Genomic DNA, 16,628 nt, shown 5'->3' with positions numbered 1-16,628 from the left:
TCGGCGAAGAGATCGCCGTCTGGAGAAATATATGTGCGGAATTGTCGGAATTGTCGGAACCCAGCCCGTTGCTGAACGGCTTGTCGATGCGCTGAAGCGTCTCGAATATCGCGGTTACGATTCGGCGGGTGTCGCCACCATCGACAATGGCGCGATGGACCGCCGCCGTGCGGAAGGCAAGCTGTTCAATCTGGAGAAAAGGCTCTCTGAAGAGCCGCTGCCTGGTGTCGTTGGCATCGCACACACCCGCTGGGCGACCCACGGCGTTCCGAACGAAACCAACGCCCACCCGCATTTCGTCGATGGCGTTGCCGTCGTCCATAACGGCATCATTGAAAACTTCTCCGAATTGCGCGACGAACTGAGCGCCGAGGGTGCAACCTTCACCACCCAGACCGACACCGAAGTGGTGGCGCAGCTTCTGGCGAAATACACTCGCGAAGGACTTGGCCATCGCGAGGCGATGCTGAAGATGCTGAACCGCGTGACAGGCGCCTATGCGCTGGTGGTGATGTTCAAGGATGATCCCGACACGCTGCTTTCGGCGCGCTCCGGCCCGCCGCTTGCCGTCGGTTACGGTAGGGGCGAAATGTTCCTCGGCTCCGACGCCATCGCGCTGTCGCCCTTCACCAACGAAATCACCTATCTGGTGGATGGCGATTGTGCCATCTTGACCCGCCAGGGTGCTGAGATCATCGATTTCTCGGGCAAGCCGGTGAAGCGCGAGCGTCAGATTTCACAGGCGACGGCCTTCGTGGTCGACAAGGGCAACCATCGCCACTTCATGGAAAAGGAAATCTACGAGCAGCCGGAAGTCATTTCCCACGCGCTCAGCCATTACGTGGATTTCGCCTCCAAGACCGTGAAGCAGGCCGACACGGCAATCGACTTCGCCAAGCTTTCCGGCCTTGCGATTTCCGCCTGCGGCACAGCCTATCTGTCCGGCCTGATCGGCAAATACTGGTTCGAACGTTACGCGCGTCTGCCGGTGGAAATCGATGTCGCCTCGGAATTCCGCTATCGCGAAATCCCGCTTGTTCCCACGCAGGCCGCGCTGTTCATTTCGCAATCGGGGGAAACTGCCGATACGCTGGCGGCCTTGCGTTATTGCCAGCAGGAGGGCCTGAAGATCGGCGCGGTGGTCAATACGCGTGAATCGACCATGGCGCGTGAATCCGATGCGATCTTCCCGATCCTCGCCGGTCCTGAAATCGGCGTGGCCTCCACCAAGGCCTTCACCTGCCAGCTTGCCGTGCTCGCTTCGCTTGCCGTTGCCGCCGGAAAAGCGCGAGGCACCATCACGCCTCAGCAGGAAACCGAGCTGGTTCGCCATCTTACCGAGATGCCGCGCATCATGAGCAAGGTTCTCAACAGCATCCAGCCGCAGATCGAAGCGCTGTCACGCGATCTGTCGCGTTTCAAGGACGTGCTTTATCTCGGCCGCGGCACCAGCTTCCCGCTGGCGCTAGAAGGGGCGCTGAAGCTCAAGGAAATCTCCTATATCCACGCCGAAGGTTATGCCGCCGGCGAGCTGAAGCATGGGCCGATCGCGCTGATCGACGAAAATATGCCCGTCATCGTCATCGCGCCGCATGACCGCTTCTTCGAAAAGACCGTTTCGAACATGCAGGAAGTCGCTGCACGCGGCGGCCGCATCATCTTCATCACCGACGAGAAGGGGGCCGCCGCCTCCAAGCTCGACACCATGGCGACGATCACGTTGCCCAATGTCGACGAGCTTATTGCTCCGATGGTTTTCTCGCTGCCGATCCAGCTGCTGGCCTATCACACCGCCGTCTTCATGGGCACGGATGTGGACCAGCCGCGCAATCTGGCGAAATCGGTAACGGTGGAATGATTGTCCGACCGGAACAGCAGGGCGACGAGGAAGCGATCGCTCGCGTTACGGAAGATGCTTTCCGTGACGCCGAGCACAGCAGCGGGACAGAACAGCTGATCGTCGCGCGGCTGCGGAATGCCGGCGCACTGACGGTTTCACTGGTGGCGGAAGACAGCGAAGGCGTCATCGGCCATGTCGGCTTCTCGCCGGTGACGCTGTCGGGCGGCGAGACCGGCTGGTTCTGCCTCGCGCCGCTCTCCGTGACACCGGAAAGGCAGGGAGAAGGTGTCGGTTCGCGGCTGGCGCGTGAAGGGCTTGCCGCACTGGAGCGGCTGAGCGCTGCCGGCTGCGTCGTTGTCGGTGATCCCGCCTATTACGGTCGCTTCGGTTTTCGCCATGTCGAAGGGGTGAGTGCGGAAGGGATTCCTAACGAATATTTCACAGTTCTTCGCTTGCATGGTGGAACTCCATCCGGCATTGTCGGTTTTCATCCGGGTTTCGATGGCGACAACGCTTAATTCCGAACGGTAAATGACCGATATTCCAGTCAAAATTTCATTCGCAGCCCGCCTGCGCAATAGTTTCCTCACGGGCGTTCTGATCCTCGCGCCCGTCACCATCACCATGTGGCTGGTGTGGAGTTTCCTGCAATGGGCGGATAGCTGGGTGAAGCCCTATATTCCGGCCCGTTACGATCCCGAGCAATATTTCGATGTGGCAATCCCCGGTTTCGGCCTGCTGATCGCCGTCATTGGCATCACGCTCATCGGCTTTCTCGGTAATAACCTCATCGGCAAATGGATTTTCGGCGTCGGCGAATCCATCCTTAATCGCATGCCGCTGGTGCGGCCGATCTACAAAAGCATCAAGCAGCTGTTCGAATCCGTCCTGAAAGAGCATTCGAACTCCTTCAAAAAGGTCGGCCTGATCGAGTTTCCATCGTCAGGGACCTGGGCCATGGTTTTCGTCGCCTCCGAGGCCAAGGGCGAACTTGCTCACCGTTTCAACGAAATGGGCCAGCAGATGGTCGCCGTCTTCCTGCCGCCCACACCGGTGCCGACGGCAGGTTTTCTGCTCTTCGTGCCCAAAAACAAGATCGTGATGCTGGACATGACACCGGAGGATGCGGCGAAACTGCTGATTTCCGGCGGTCTGGTGGCGCCTGATTTCACGCCGCCCAAGATGATCGCGCCGGTTTGACGGTTAGAGAGCGCCGAGGATGTCCGTCTGCGAAAAGTCGTTGCCGACATAAAGCAAAGGGCAGCCCTCGGTTTTCGCCAACTCGTAGGCAAAACAGTCACCGAAATTCAGCCCTGCGGGATGAATGCCTTTGCCCCAGATACGATAGGCTTCGGAAATGCCTTGTGCTGATTTCGGGGTGACATTCCTGATTTCAACTACGAGTCCTTCGATCAGCATGTCCAGTTCCTGACCGCGTCCACGGCGCTGCGCCACGATCATCGCTTCTGCAAGGGTGCCTGCGGAAATGAGGAGAGGTTCGTCCGTTTCGAGCGCCGCCGCGCAAGCATCCGCTTTGGGTTCGTTTAGCAGGATCGCCATCAGTGCTGAAGTATCGATGACGATCATTCAGGCAGGCCGTTTTCGTCATAGAGGAAATCCTGACTATGCGCGGCATCGGGGCCATCATTGGTTTTGTTTGCGACTGCCTTGCGCACCTTTTCCAGCGTGGCACTGCGGGATTTCTTGTCCGCTACGGCAGCGACCGGAACAAGCAGCACTGCTGCATGACCATGCCGGGTGAGAATGATTTCATCTCCCGCCTCGGCGCGGCGCACCAATTCGGTCAGTTGGCCCTTTGCGTCAGTGACAGAGATCTGCATGGCTTGCTCCAGGAATTAAGGCACTCCGCAGACTAGTCCATTCAATGGACCATATCAATCCTCGTCATCCAGATCATCCACTTCCGTCCCCGCATTGGTCGCGTGGAAAACGGGAACGAAAAGTCGCATATAGACCAGGCGCACGCTCCAGCCTGCCTCCAGCGCCTCACTCCAGGCCTTCTTGCGGCCTGGCTTCTTGAACGCCTTGCCGATCGCCTTTTTCTCACTCTTCGCAAATGTCTCGGGTTGCAGGATATTCTGCGGCGAGCACAGCGCATAACCCTTGCGGAAGGCGGGTGGTGGGCGGCGGGGGTCGATCATGTTCATGACAGGTCACTTTCAGCCGGCGTGCAGGAAGCGGATCGCTTCGTCGCGGCGGTGCAGGTAGAGCAGGGTGCGCAGCGCATTGCCGCGCGGGCCCGTCAGTTCGGGGTCGCGCTCGATGACGTAGGCCGCGTCCTTGCGGGCGATTTCCAGAAGGTCGGCGTGGGCTTCCAGGCTGGCGATGCGGAATCCCGGCGTGCCGGACTGGCGGGTGCCGAGCAACTCGCCTTCGCCGCGCAGCTTCAAATCCTCTTCCGCGATCAGGAAGCCATCCTCGCTGTCACGCAGGATGGAAAGCCGGGCGCGGCCGTTTTCGCTGAGCGGGCCTTTGTAGAGCAGGATGCAGGTGGAGGCCTCGTCACCGCGCCCCACGCGTCCGCGCAGCTGGTGAAGCTGGGCAAGGCCGAAACGTTCGGCATGTTCGATGACCATGATCGTCGCGTCAGGCACGTCGACGCCAACTTCCACCACGGTCGTCGCTACCAGAAGCCGGGTTTCGCCGCTCTTGAAGGCGAGCATGGCGGCGTCCTTCTCCGGGCCGCTCATGCGGCCATGGATGAGGCCGATATTGGCGCCCAGCATCTGCGAGAGAACTGCGTGCCGCTCCTCCGCCGACATAAGGTCGGATTCTTCCGTTTCTTCCACCAGCGGGCAGATCCAGTAGGCCTTCTTGCCATCCTTCAGCGCGGAACGCAGCCGCTCGACAATGTCGCCGATCCGTTCGGTGGGGATCGTCACCGTTTGGATAGGTTTGCGGCCGGCCGGCTTTTCGGTGAGCTTCGAAACATCCATGTCGCCGAAGGCGGCCAGAACCAGTGTGCGCGGAATGGGCGTGGCAGTCATGACCAGCATATGCGGGGTGATGCCCTTGGCGGTGAGGCGCAGGCGTTGATGAACGCCGAAACGGTGCTGTTCGTCCACCACGGCCAGCACGAGGTTCTTGTAACTCACGCTGTCCTGAAACAACGCATGGGTGCCGATGACGATCTGTGCCTCACCTGATGCGACGCGCTCCTCGATCTCGCGCCGCTCCTTGCCCTTGGTGCGGCCGGTCAGCACTTCGACGGTAATGCCCGCGGCCTGAGCGAGCTTGGAAATGGTGGCGTAGTGCTGCCGGGCGAGGATTTCGGTCGGGGCCATCAGCACCGCCTGTCCGCCGGCCTCCACGGCCGTTGCCATCGCCATCAGCGCCACCAGCGTCTTGCCTGCGCCGACATCGCCCTGCAGCAGGCGAAGCATGCGGTCTTCGCCGGCCATGTCAGTCAGAATATCCTTCACCGCAGCGCTCTGGCTCGGTGTCAGCGAGAAGGGCAGTTGCGACAGGATTTTTGCGGCGACATCACCCTTGGCGCGGATCGGCTGGCCCGCCACTTTGCGCAGCCGCTGACGCACCAATGCGAGTGACAGCTGCCCGGCGAGGAATTCGTCATAGGCAAGCCGCCTGCGCGCTGGAGCCTGCGGCTCGATATCGGCGCTGTCACGCGGGTCGTGCAACCCACGGAAGCTCGAAGCGACATCGCCGAAGCCTTGCCGGGTCTTCAGCGTTTCATCGATCCACTCCGGAAAGACCGGCAGCTTCGATAGCCCGCCTTCGATCGCCCGCCGCAGCACCTTGGGGGACAGTCCGGCGGTCATGGGATAAACGGCTTCCACAAGTGGCAGGTTTTCGGCCTCGGAAAGTTTCACCATGAAATCCGGATGCACCATGGAGGCGCGGCCATTGAACCAGTCCACCTTGCCGCTGACGAGAACCTCCTCATCGACGGGCAGTGCCTTGGACAGCCAGTCGCCCTTGGCGCGGAAGAAGGTCAGGGCCAGTTCGCCGGTCTCGTCATGCAGGAAGATGCGATAGGGCGCGGAGCGGTTTCCCGGCGGTGGCGGCTGGTGGCGGTCCACGCGTCCCTGAATGGTGACAATGGCGCCGGGCGCGGCCAGCGCGATGCCGGGGCGGTTTCGGCGGTCGATAACGTTCGATGGCGCGTGGAACAGGAGATCGATCACGCGGGTGTCGTCGGCGTTTTCCCGGCTCAAGAGCTTGGCCAGAAGATCGGCAAGCTTCGGCCCCACACCTGCAAGGGTGGAGACGGAAGCAAACAGCGGATCGAGAATGGCCGGGCGCATGGTCAGCAAAATCGGGGAAGGGCACGGCTTATGCAAGACTTCGCTGGTCACAAAGGCGGGTTATCACCGGCAGTTTTTAGCGGCCGTGGCATTATTTCGATAAAAACCGGTTCCCAAGCGTTCGCCTCCTGTTCTATAGGAGGTCGCAGTCAACATCCTGTTGAATAGCCAACCGAAAGGTGAATGCGATGACTGGACTGGTGCGCACGAGTGCCGACCTCGATCCGAGACGCCGGCGGATTCTTTACCGCTGCTGGCACCGGGGCATTCGCGAGATGGATCTGGTGCTCGGGCAATTTGCGGAAGACAATATTGCCGGGCTTTCCGATGATCAGCTCGATGAGCTTGAGATCATCATGGCGGAAGAGGATAACGACCTCGTCAAGATGGTGACGGGTGCCCTTGCCATACCGGAAAAATTCCAGACCCCGCTGTTTGAAAAGATCGCCTCCTACCGTCCCGATTTTGATCTCGTCACCGCCGAAACCCTGAAAGCCTGAAACATGATAGCCGGATTCGATGCAAAGCTGGTGGCGTCGGCCGATACGCCGCTGACCATCGGAAATGTGCCCTCCGGCATGGAAGCCCTGCTTCTGGCCGATATGGCGCGGGCGGGGACATCGGTCGCCTATGTCATGTCGGATGGCCAGCGGGTCGCAGATCTCGAACAGATCCTCGGTTTCGTCGCGCCTGACATTCCGGTCATGACGCTGCCGGCCTGGGACTGCCTTCCCTATGACCGCGTGTCACCGAGCGCCGACACCTCGGCGCGCCGGCTGGCGGCGCTTTCCGGTCTCATCAGCCACGCCAGGAAACCGCATCCGGCCATCGTGCTGGTCACCGTCAACGCGATGCTGCAGAAGATGGCGCCGCGCGACATTATCGAGAGCCTCGGCTTTTCGGCCAAGCCCGGCAATCAGATCCGCATGGACGACATCGCCGCACGGCTGGAGCGCAACGGTTTCGACCGGGTGGCGACGGTGCGCGAAGTCGGTGAATTCGCCGTGCGCGGCGGCATTCTCGATGTCTTCGTGCCGGGCACGGAAGAGCCGGTGCGGCTCGATTTCTTCGGCGACACGCTGGAAAGCATCCGCACCTTCGATCCGGCCAGCCAGCGCACCATCGGCCAGGCGCGCTCGCTCGATCTGAATCCGATGAGCGAAGTGACGCTGACGCCCGATACGATCAGCCGTTTCCGCAAGAATTACCTGTCGCTGTTCGGTGCCGCGACGCGCGACGACGCGCTTTATCAGGCCGTCTCCGAAGGCCGCCGTTATGCCGGCATGGAGCACTGGCTGCCGTTGTTTTACGAGAAGCTGGAAACCGCCTTCGATTATCTCGAGGGTTTCCGCATCGTCACCGATCACACGGCGCGGGAGGCGGCAAAAGAGCGCTCCAAGCTGGTGCTCGATTATTACGATGCGCGCCGCAGCTCCGGTGAAACCAAGGGATCGACGCAGGGCGCGCCCTACAAGCCGGTTTCGCCCGGCCAGCTCTATCTCGACGGCAAGAGTTTCGATGCCGCACTGGCCGCCGTCAATGCGGTGCGTCTGACACCCTTCAACGAGCAGGATAGCGAAGGCCGCCCGGTTGCCACGCTCGACGCCCATGTCGGGCCGCGCTGGGCGCGTCCGCCAACCGAAGGCGAGAGCGAAGAACGGGTCAATGTTTTCGATCTGGCGGTGAAGCATATTGCCGAGCGCCGCGCCAAGGGCTGGAAGGTGCTGATAACAGGCTGGTCGGAAGGTTCGCTCGACCGGCTGCTGCAGGTGCTGAACGAGCACGGGCTTGAGAAGATCAAGCCGGTCGCCTCGTTGAAAGAGGTGGAGAAGCTCGGCAAGGGCGAGGCGGCCTCGGCGGTGCTGAGCCTTGAGGCGGGTTTCGAAACCGGGACGCTCGCGGTCATCGGCGAGCAGGATATTCTCGGCGACCGCATGGTGCGGCGCTCGAAACGCCGCAAGCGCGGTGCGGATTTCATCTCGGAAGTGGCGGGGCTGGACGAAGGCTCGCTGGTCGTCCATGCCGAACATGGTATCGGTCGCTTTGTCGGCCTGCGGACAATCGAGGCAGCGGGCGCGCCGCGCGCCTGCCTGGAACTGCATTATGCCGACGATGCAAAGCTGTTCCTGCCGGTTGAAAACATCGATCTTCTTTCCCGTTACGGCTCCGATGCGGCGGAAGCCACGCTTGACAAGCTGGGTGGCGGCGCATGGCAGATGCGCAAGGCCAAGCTCAAGAAGCGCCTGCTCGACATGGCCGACGAGCTTATCCGCATCGCGGCCGCGCGTCTGGTGCGGCACGCGCCGGTTCTGGCGGCACCCGATGGGCTTTACGACGAGTTTGCCGCCCGTTTCCCCTATGACGAGACTGAGGACCAGCTGAACGCCATCGAGGCGGTCCGCGAGGATCTGGGTGCAGGCCGGCCGATGGATCGCCTTATCTGCGGCGATGTCGGTTTCGGCAAGACCGAAGTGGCGCTGCGCGCCGCCTTCCTCGCCGCCATGAACGGCGTTCAGGTGGCGGTGGTGGTGCCGACCACTTTGCTCTCTCGCCAGCATTTCCGCACTTTCTCCGAACGTTTCCGCGGCCTGCCGATCCGGGTGCAGCAGGCGTCGCGCCTTGTCGGCTCCAAGGAATTGACGCTGACGAAAAAGGAAGTGGCTGATGGCAAGACCGATATCGTCGTCGGCACCCATGCGCTGCTGGGCGCAGGTATCAACTTCGCCAATCTCGGCCTGCTCATCATCGACGAAGAGCAGCATTTCGGGGTGAAGCACAAGGAGCGGCTGAAGGAACTGAAGAGCGATGTGCATGTGCTGACGCTCTCTGCGACGCCCATTCCGCGCACCCTGCAGCTGGCCATGACGGGCGTGCGCGAACTGTCGCTCATCACCACGCCGCCGGTGGACCGCATGGCGGTGCGCACCTTCATTTCGCCCTTTGATCCGCTTGTCATCCGCGAAACGCTGATGCGTGAGCATTATCGTGGCGGCCAGAGTTTCTATGTTTGCCCGCGGCTTGCCGACCTCGCCGATATCCATGCCTTCCTGCAATCGGATGTACCGGAGTTGAAGGTGGCGGTGGCGCATGGGCAGATGCCGGCAGGCGAACTCGAAGACATCATGAACGCCTTTTACGACGGCAAATATGATGTGCTGCTTTCGACCACCATCGTCGAATCCGGCCTCGACGTGCCGACCGCCAATACGCTGATCGTGCACCGCGCCGACATGTTCGGTCTTGCCCAGCTTTACCAGCTGCGCGGCCGGGTCGGGCGCTCCAAGGTGCGCGCCTTCGCGCTCTTCACCCTGCCGGTCAACAAGGTGCTGACAACGATGGCGGAGCGGCGGCTGAAGGTGCTGCAATCGCTCGACACGCTCGGCGCCGGTTTCCAGCTGGCGAGCCACGACCTCGATATTCGCGGCGCAGGCAATCTGCTCGGCGAAGAACAGTCCGGCCATATCAAGGAAGTCGGTTTCGAGCTTTACCAGCAGATGCTGGAAGAGGCGGTTGCCGAAGTGAAGGGCGACGAACAGGTGCAGGATAGCGGCTGGTCGCCGCAAATCTCGGTCGGCACCTCCGTTATGATCCCGGAGGATTATGTTCCCGATCTGCATCTGCGCATGGGCCTTTACCGCCGTCTCGGCGAGCTTGCGGATATCAGCGAGATCGACGGTTTTGGCGCGGAAATGATCGATCGTTTCGGCCCCTTGCCGAAAGAGGTTCAGCACCTGCTCAAGATCGTCTACATCAAGTCGCTCTGCCGTATCGCCAATGTCGAAAAGTTGGACGCCGGGCCGAAGGGCGTCGTGGTGCAGTTCCGCAACAAGGAATTCCCCAATCCGGCAGCGCTTGTTGGCTATATCGGCAAACAGGGCACGATGGCGAAGATCCGGCCGGATCACAGCCTGTTCCTCACCCGCGATCTGCCCACGCCTGAAAAGCGGTTGACGGGTGCGGCGATGGTCATGACGCAGCTTGCGGAACTGGCGCGCTCCTGACCATGGCACCGGCAGAGTGCGGGCTGTCGTCCATATTACAGCGATGTAACTAAACGGACATGTGCCGGTAGTTTTCGCGGGCGTAATCTCCATTTCATACCCGGTGCGGCGGATCTGTAGATGCCGCCGGGTCATGAAGGAGCAGGACGATGTGGACCAACATCAACAGGTTTGCCACCGCTGGTCTGGTTGCTTTGACAATTGCGGGCACCACAATTGCCACCACCAGCCAGGCGGAAGCGCGCAATAATTTCGGCCGCGGCCTTGCGGCCGGCATTGCCGGCACGATCATTGGCGGAGCGCTGATTGCGGGTGCAAGACACCCGGGTTACGCCTACGCTCCGGCCTATGGTCCGGCTTACGGTCCTCCCGTCTACGCTGCGCCTGTTTATGGCCCGCCGGTCGCGTACGAACCCGTCTATCCGCGCTGCCACCTTGCCTGGCGACAGAATGCCTGGGGCGACATGTATCGGGTCAGGGTTTGCGACTGACAGCTGAGAGCGCCGGCGGCAGGAACAGTCGCCGGTAGTTCCGTATTCTTGTGACCTAAGTCGCGTCTTCCGGTGTGATGCCGACGGCCACGTTCTGATCGGTTGCGGCGATCGAGGCGGGCAGCGGCACTTTTCTCTGCTTCTCGCGGATCAGCGTCAATAGGCCGGAGCCGACGATGAGGGCGATGCCGAAGAGCATCCAGCCATCGATACGGTCGCCGAAAATCAGATAACCGAAAAGGATGGCCCAGAGCATCTGGCTATATTGCGTCGGGCCAATCATGGCGGCGGGCGCATATTGGGCGGCATACATGACCAGCACGTTGCCAAGCGCGCCGAGCAGGCCATATCCCGCCAGCAGCAGCCATTGCTCACCGCCCGGCATGATGAAGGTGGGGACCATGGCGATGCCGCTGATGGTGAGACAGCCCAGCACGCCAGCGCCATAAAGCGAGACATTTTTTTCCGACGGGCCCATGGCCCGGAAGATGACGATGCTGAGCGCGCCGCTGAAGCCGCCGATGATGGCGCCGAGATGGCCGATGCCCAGTTCACGGAAGCCCGGCCGTAGGATGACCAGTACGCCGAGGAAACCGATGATGACTGCGGACCAGCGACGGATGCCCACCTGTTCCTTCAGAAACACCACCGACATCATGGTGACGAAGGAGGGCAGAAGGAAGATCAGCGCGAAGGCTTCGGCCATGGAAAGATGGGTAAAGGCGGTCACGCTGCCGACAGCACCGGTGCCGGCGGCAAAAAAGCGGATGATCCACAAAGGACGGTTCGTCGTCTTTACCACATCCACCCAGCGATCATTGCGCTTGCGGATGAAGGGCAGGGCGACGAGCCCGAACAGGGCGCCGAAGAAGGCCGATTCGATCGGCGAAATCTGGCCTTCTATGAGTTTAACGCTGGCATCGCTCCAAGCGTAGGCAGCGAAGGCGGCAAAGGCGAGCAGAATGCCTTTCAGGGTCTGGTCGGACACGGAAACACCGGGGGGAAATCGAGTTGCAGAAAACCGCCGGTGGTTTGGCCGTCAGTTCATCGATCTATGCTCGTCCGCCTTGATTTTTGCAATATCCCGCAATGCAGCAATCAGGACATCTGGCGTTTGTGCACCGCTTATGGCGTATTTCTGGTCGATGATGAAGAAGGGTACGCCGGCCACGCCCATCTGCTGCGCCGCATCAATTTCAGCGATGACCGTGTCCTTGTCCGCGTCCGAGGCGAGAAGCCGTGCCACCACCTGCGCGTCCATGCCCGCCTTTTCGGCTACATCGATCAACACGGCGTGGTCGCCGATATTGCGGCCTTCTTCGAAATTGGCCTTGAACAGCCCGGTCACCACCTTCTCCTGGATATCTCGGCCTTCGGAATGCGCCCAGAGCGACAGGCGGTGCGCGTCGAGTGTGTTCGGGCCGATCTTGATCGCATCAAAATCGTAATGGATGCCGACGTCCTTGCCGAGCTGCACCAGCGTGGCATGGGCCTGTTCCAGACGCTCCTTGCCGAGTTTTTCCTCGAGAGCTGCTTTCTGGTCGACGCCTTCAGGCGGATAGTCGGGGTTGAGGCGATAGGGACGCCAGTTCACGTCGACGCTGATTTCATCCTGCACCTCGGCTATGGCAAGATCGAGCCTTGCCTTGCCGAGATAACACCAGGGGCAGACCATATCCGATACGACGTCGATAACGATGCGTTCCATGGCTTTATCTTCCCTTGTCCTGGACCGGGCAGGGGCGGGTTACTGCGCCCGCGCATCCCACCAGGTCTGTTTCTGATTGCCTGATATCGGGGTCATATCCGGGCGGTCGATATATTTCCAGCGCGCAACCCATTGCGCACCGATATAATAGAGCGGAATGATGTAGTGGCCGGCCACCAGAAGGCGGTCATAGGCGCGTACGGCGGCCTGGAAATCTTCCGTCGAGCGCGCCTGCAGCAGCGCTTCGATCATCCGGTCAATATCGGGATTGGCGGCACCCGCATAGTTGAAGCTGCCCTGCGCATCGCGTGAGAGCGAATTCCAGCGGTTGAGCTGCTCCATGCCCGGCGAAAGCGACGACGGCAGGGAGCGGATGATCATGTCGTAATCGAAGCTGTTCGAGCGGGCCTGATATTGCCCGTCATCGACCGAGCGGATGCCCATGGCGACGCCGATCAGATTGAGAGAACGCTGATAGGCAAGCGCGATGCGCTCCTGAGCGGGGTTCTGTGTCATGATCTCGAAGGCGAGCTGGCGGCCGTTGGCGTCGGACATCCTGCCGTTCCTGATGCTGTATCCGGCCTCTTTCAGCTTGTCGACGGCCATTTTAAGGACCTTGCGGTCCGCACCGGTGGCGTCGGTGGTCGGCAAGGCATAGGTGCCGGCCAGTAGCTGCGGAGGCATGGTCTTAGCCGCGTCGCCGAGCAGCGCCAGCTCGCGTTCGTCCGCGGCATTGCCATAGGCGCCGAGCGGCGAATTCTGCCAGTAACTCTGTGTGCGCTTGAAGGAGCCGCCGAGAATGTTTCTGTTCATCCACTCGAAATCGAACGCGTAGGTAAGGCCTTCGCGCACCTTCTCGTCGGCGAAGACGGCGCGGCGGGTGTTGAAGACGAGACCGAACATGCCTGTCGGCAGGCGCGGCTGGAAGACGTCCTTGACGATGTCGCCGCGATGGACGGCGGGGAAATTGTAAGCCTGTCCCCAATGGGAGGTGTCGGAGGTGCCGTTGATGGCGTCGCCTTCGGGATAGATGTCGATATCGCCCTTCTTGAAGGCCTCGAACATGGTGGTGACCTGCAGGAAATAGGTCACGCTGATCTCGTCGTAATTGTCGAAGCCGACCTTGCCCGGAATGTCCTTGCCCCAATAATCCGGATTGCGCTCCCAGATGATTCGTTCGCCCGGCCGCAGGGTCTTGATTCGGTATGGACCCGAGCCGACGACTGCGCCGAGGCCCGCCTGTTCGAATTTTTCCGGATCGATCGCATGTTTTGGCAGGATCGGGGTGGAGGAGGCGAGAATGAGCGGCGTTTCGCGGTTGGCCTTGTCGTTGAAGGTGAAACGCACGCTGCGATCACCGATCTTTTCCAGCTTCGCCACACCGTCCAGACGGCTGTTGAAGGGCGGGCGGCCTTTTTCCTTCAGAAGATTGAAGGTGAAGATCACGTCATCTGCGGTCACCGGCTCGCCGTCGGACCATTTTGCCTTCGGGTTGATGTTGAACTGGACGAAGCTTCGCTCCTCATCCCACTCCACTGTTTCGGCCAGCAGGCCGTAAAGGCTGAAAGGCTCATCGCTGGAGCGCAGCATCAGGGGTTCGTAGAGAAGATTGCCGAATTCCGGGTCCCAGACGCCGCGCGCCGTGGTGCGCATTCCCTTGAGAACGAAGGGATTGAGGCTGTCGAAGGTGCCGACGACGCCATAGGAGATGCGGCCGCCTTTCTTCACATCCGGATTGACATAAGGAAGGTGCCTGAAGTCTGCGGGGAGCTCCGGCGTGCCGTGCATGGAAATGCCATGCAGCGGCTGCGCCAGGGCGTTCCCGGCGGGAAGCAGGGATGATCCCAAAAGGAACAATGCGGGGATGAGGGCCGCAAGGTTGCGCATGTCACTGTCCTGTCTCAACTGTCCGTCCGATGTGCGTCACGACCGTTTATCATCATGATTCTGGCAGATATGTAGCACACGGACATGGTGCGACCCATCCAAGCGCGGGAAATCTTGGGTCAGCTCAAGAAAAAGTTAAAGAAGTGCTGGATATCGCCGCGATCGGCATGTAACAGGGTGGCCGGAAGAGACGGGTCACGCATTTGCCTCATTTAAACGACAGTTGAACGGGCAGAAGGATACCGCCATCGACGAACAGGGCCTTAACGGTTCTGTTCTGGCAGACATTCAGGAGACGGAACTCTTATGATGCAAAAGGCAAACACATTCACCCGGACGGCTCTGTCCGCTCTGGTCCTCTCTCTGGGCGCGGTTTCCGCTCCGGCCATCTCGCAGGCACAGGATGCTGCTCCCGCCGCTCAGGGCGCCGGCGCTCCGCCGCTCGGCTGGTTCAAGACCTGCTCCAAGCAGGAAGACAACGATGTCTGCGTCGTGCAGAACGTGGTTCTCGCCCAGAACGGCCAGATGATCACCGCTGTCGGCCTCATCACCGTTGAAGGCAAGGTTAACCGCAAGCTGCTGCAGGTTTCCGTTCCGACCGCGCGTCTCATTCCTCCGGGTGTGATGATGCAGATCGACGGCGGCAAGGGCCAGAAGCTCGACTACGCCGTTTGCCTTCCCGACAAGTGCACGGCCGAAGTTCCGCTGACGGACGCCATGATCGCTTCCCTGAAGAAGGGTAGCGAGGTGGTCTTCACCTCCATCAACTTCCGCCGCGCGCCGAACCCCATCAAGATCGCGCTCTCCGGCTTCACCGGCGCCTTTGACGGCCCGGCGATCACCCAGTCGCAGCTGGCCGAAAGCCAGCGCAGCCTGCAGGAAGGCATGCAGAAGAAGGCTGAAGAGGCTCGCAAGAAGCTGGAAGCCGCTCAGGATGCCGCCAAGGGCGCTCCGAAGCCCTGATTGCAGCGTAAGCGCTAAAAACAGAAAACCGGTCTGGTGACAGACCGGTTTTTTTATGTCCCTGGGAGGGTGGGGAGATGGTTGGCGGGCGTCAATGCGCCGTTGACATTTTCGGGCGCCATTCGCCGTTCGGCGCCTTGTCGAAGATGCGGCCGATATTGGGGTTTCGGAGCGGCGTCTCGTTTTCGTCGTGGACGAGGTTCTGCTCGGAAACATAGGCGACATATTCCGTCTCCTCGTTTTCGGCCAGAAGATGATAGAAGGGCTGGTCGCGATCCGGCCTGATTTCCGCGGGAATGGCGTTCCACCATTCCTCGGTATTGGCATATTCCGGGTCGACGTCGATGACCACGCCGCGGAACGGAAACACCTTGTGGCGGACGATCTCGCCAAGCGTGAATTTTGCGTCTCTTTGTTTCATGGCATGAACTTCCTTTCCCACTAATAGTTGGGTGCGGAACGCAAAATATCAAGGGCTAGGGGGTATCCCGGCCCTTTCTCTCTATATGGGCTCAGGCTCGGCGGCCGAGCGGCGCGGTGGCGATGATGACACCGCCGGTGACCAGCACGATGCCGATCGCGTGGTAGGTCTCGAACGTCTCCCCGAGGAACAGCGTGGCCATCAGGATCGAGACGGGCGGCATCATGTAAAGCGTGATGCCGGCCGTGGCGGGGCCGAAGACGCGCACCGTATGGGTGAAGCAGTAAAAGGCAAGCAGCGAAGCGAACAGGATGATGCCGCCGATCTTCGCCCATGCCATTGGCGTCGCGGGCAGCATGCCGCCCTGCGCCAGTTCCAGCGCCGCCGGCGGCAGAAGCACCAGCGCGCCGGAAAGCGCGATCAGACCAAAAAGGCTGAAGGACGCCATCTGCCGCGCCGCCGGCTCGCGCAGCAGCAGCGAATAGACGGCAAAGGCGATGGCCGCCGTCAGTATGGCGAAATCGCCGATGTTGAAGCTCATGTGCCGGAGAGCTGCGATATCGCCCTTGAGCACGATGGCCGCCACGCCGGCAAAGGCGATGATCATGCCCGCCACCTCAAGCTTTCTGATGGGGCGGCCCTGAAAGATGCGCTGGAACAGGATGATGAACAGCGACGATGTCGTGTAGATCAGCGTGCCGTTGGCGGCCGTGGTCATGGTGAGGCCCCAATAGACCACGCCGCCGCAGATGCCCATGCCGAGAATGCCGAGAACGAGCCAGAGAAGCGTTTTGCGCCTCAGGAAGGCAAGGCAGTTGCGCCAGTCGGCGATCATGAAGGGCGCGATGATGAGGGTCGATCCGATCCAGCGGATGAAGGCGGCGATGAAGGGCGATACCTCACCGACGACGCCGCGACCGAAAATGACGTTGCTGGAGAAAAAGAACGGCACCGCCAGAAAGATGAGCCAGTCCGTAAGGCGCGTTTGCTGAGTGGCTGGCTTGTTCGACATTCTTCGCGACATGGCTGGG

Annotated in this window: 16 protein-coding genes; 7 read left to right on the top strand and 9 right to left on the bottom strand. The window is 60.9% G+C overall.

All coding sequences use genetic code 11. From position 1 onward, the window contains the following. Nucleotides 1-31: 31 nt before the first annotated feature. The 3 genes from glmS to MRBLRC7O_RS07290 are packed head-to-tail and all read left to right on the top strand — an operon-like array spanning nucleotide 32 to nucleotide 3,040. The gene (glmS, locus tag MRBLRC7O_RS07300; RefSeq protein WP_003508019.1) at nucleotides 32-1,858 is read left to right on the top strand and encodes a glutamine--fructose-6-phosphate transaminase (isomerizing); all 1,827 of its coding nucleotides are present in this window, start codon (nucleotides 32-34) and stop codon (nucleotides 1,856-1,858) included. Continuing rightward, the gene (locus MRBLRC7O_RS07295; RefSeq protein ID WP_080866228.1) at nucleotides 1,855-2,358 is read left to right on the top strand and encodes a GNAT family N-acetyltransferase; all 504 of its coding nucleotides are present in this window, start codon (nucleotides 1,855-1,857) and stop codon (nucleotides 2,356-2,358) included. The genes glmS and MRBLRC7O_RS07295 overlap by 4 nt, the downstream gene beginning before the upstream one ends. Before the next feature lie 13 nt (nucleotides 2,359-2,371). After that, nucleotides 2,372-3,040: a DUF502 domain-containing protein gene (locus MRBLRC7O_RS07290; protein WP_003508022.1), complete on the top strand. Its 669-nt coding sequence runs from the start codon at nucleotides 2,372-2,374 to the stop codon at nucleotides 3,038-3,040. Nucleotides 3,041-3,043: 3 nt separating this feature from the next. Here MRBLRC7O_RS07290 and MRBLRC7O_RS07285 read toward each other — a convergent pair whose 3' ends face one another. Genes MRBLRC7O_RS07285 through recG form a run of 4 tightly spaced genes read right to left on the bottom strand, consistent with a single transcriptional unit; the run spans nucleotide 3,044 to nucleotide 6,126 of the window. Further along, nucleotides 3,044-3,427, bottom strand: a complete 384-nt coding sequence (locus tag MRBLRC7O_RS07285) for a type II toxin-antitoxin system VapC family toxin (RefSeq protein WP_003508024.1) — start codon at nucleotides 3,425-3,427, stop codon at nucleotides 3,044-3,046. Then, nucleotides 3,424-3,681 (bottom strand): type II toxin-antitoxin system Phd/YefM family antitoxin, encoded by a 258-nt coding sequence (locus tag MRBLRC7O_RS07280; RefSeq protein WP_003508026.1) that lies wholly within the window; start codon nucleotides 3,679-3,681, stop codon nucleotides 3,424-3,426. The genes MRBLRC7O_RS07285 and MRBLRC7O_RS07280 overlap by 4 nt, the downstream gene beginning before the upstream one ends. A 54-nt stretch (nucleotides 3,682-3,735) precedes the next feature. Then, nucleotides 3,736-4,008 carry a hypothetical protein gene (locus MRBLRC7O_RS07275; protein ID WP_003508029.1) on the bottom strand — a complete coding sequence of 91 codons (273 nt, stop codon included), beginning with the start codon at nucleotides 4,006-4,008 and terminating at the stop codon, nucleotides 3,736-3,738. Nucleotides 4,009-4,020: 12 nt separating this feature from the next. After that, on the bottom strand, nucleotides 4,021-6,126 hold the full coding sequence (gene recG, locus MRBLRC7O_RS07270) for an ATP-dependent DNA helicase RecG (protein ID WP_080866227.1): 2,106 nt from the start codon (nucleotides 6,124-6,126) through the stop codon (nucleotides 4,021-4,023). Between the two features lie 188 nt (nucleotides 6,127-6,314). On the opposite strand from recG, the gene MRBLRC7O_RS07265 reads away from it, so the two are divergent. From MRBLRC7O_RS07265 to MRBLRC7O_RS07255, 3 genes are all read left to right on the top strand, one after another. Then, nucleotides 6,315-6,626: an FAD assembly factor SdhE gene (locus MRBLRC7O_RS07265; protein ID WP_003508031.1), complete on the top strand. Its 312-nt coding sequence runs from the start codon at nucleotides 6,315-6,317 to the stop codon at nucleotides 6,624-6,626. 3 nt (nucleotides 6,627-6,629) lie between these two features. Continuing rightward, nucleotides 6,630-10,127, top strand: a complete 3,498-nt coding sequence (gene mfd, locus MRBLRC7O_RS07260) for a transcription-repair coupling factor (RefSeq protein ID WP_080866226.1) — start codon at nucleotides 6,630-6,632, stop codon at nucleotides 10,125-10,127. A 149-nt stretch (nucleotides 10,128-10,276) separates the two neighbouring features. Next, nucleotides 10,277-10,618 (top strand): hypothetical protein, encoded by a 342-nt coding sequence (locus MRBLRC7O_RS07255; protein WP_003508033.1) that lies wholly within the window; start codon nucleotides 10,277-10,279, stop codon nucleotides 10,616-10,618. A 55-nt stretch (nucleotides 10,619-10,673) separates the two neighbouring features. Here the strand turns inward: MRBLRC7O_RS07255 and MRBLRC7O_RS07250 are convergent, their stop codons facing one another. Genes MRBLRC7O_RS07250 through MRBLRC7O_RS07240 form a run of 3 tightly spaced genes read right to left on the bottom strand, consistent with a single transcriptional unit; the run spans nucleotide 10,674 to nucleotide 14,213 of the window. Then, on the bottom strand, nucleotides 10,674-11,606 hold the full coding sequence (locus MRBLRC7O_RS07250) for a DMT family transporter (protein WP_003508034.1): 933 nt from the start codon (nucleotides 11,604-11,606) through the stop codon (nucleotides 10,674-10,676). Between the two features lie 51 nt (nucleotides 11,607-11,657). After that, on the bottom strand, nucleotides 11,658-12,326 hold the full coding sequence (locus MRBLRC7O_RS07245) for a DsbA family oxidoreductase (protein WP_080866224.1): 669 nt from the start codon (nucleotides 12,324-12,326) through the stop codon (nucleotides 11,658-11,660). A 39-nt stretch (nucleotides 12,327-12,365) separates the two neighbouring features. After that, entirely contained in the window at nucleotides 12,366-14,213 is a 1,848-nt protein-coding gene (locus MRBLRC7O_RS07240; protein WP_020809529.1) for an extracellular solute-binding protein, read from the bottom strand. 306 nt (nucleotides 14,214-14,519) lie between these two features. On the opposite strand from MRBLRC7O_RS07240, the gene MRBLRC7O_RS07235 reads away from it, so the two are divergent. Then, nucleotides 14,520-15,176: an invasion associated locus B family protein gene (locus MRBLRC7O_RS07235; RefSeq protein WP_003508037.1), complete on the top strand. Its 657-nt coding sequence runs from the start codon at nucleotides 14,520-14,522 to the stop codon at nucleotides 15,174-15,176. Nucleotides 15,177-15,267: 91 nt separating this feature from the next. On the opposite strand, the gene hspQ is transcribed toward MRBLRC7O_RS07235, so the two are convergent. Continuing rightward, the gene (gene hspQ / locus MRBLRC7O_RS07230; protein WP_003508038.1) at nucleotides 15,268-15,597 is read right to left on the bottom strand and encodes a heat shock protein HspQ; all 330 of its coding nucleotides are present in this window, start codon (nucleotides 15,595-15,597) and stop codon (nucleotides 15,268-15,270) included. Nucleotides 15,598-15,688: 91 nt separating this feature from the next. After that, entirely contained in the window at nucleotides 15,689-16,609 is a 921-nt protein-coding gene (locus tag MRBLRC7O_RS07225; RefSeq protein ID WP_080866223.1) for a DMT family transporter, read from the bottom strand. Between the last annotated feature and the right edge of the window lie 19 nt (nucleotides 16,610-16,628).

Origin of the sequence: Agrobacterium radiobacter (genome assembly GCF_040801995.1) — a bacterium.
In the GTDB taxonomy this organism is placed as follows: Bacteria; Pseudomonadota; Alphaproteobacteria; order Rhizobiales; family Rhizobiaceae; genus Agrobacterium; species Agrobacterium radiobacter.
Note: the sequence above shows the minus strand (reverse complement) of the source record. Positions and strands in the feature narration are given on the sequence as shown.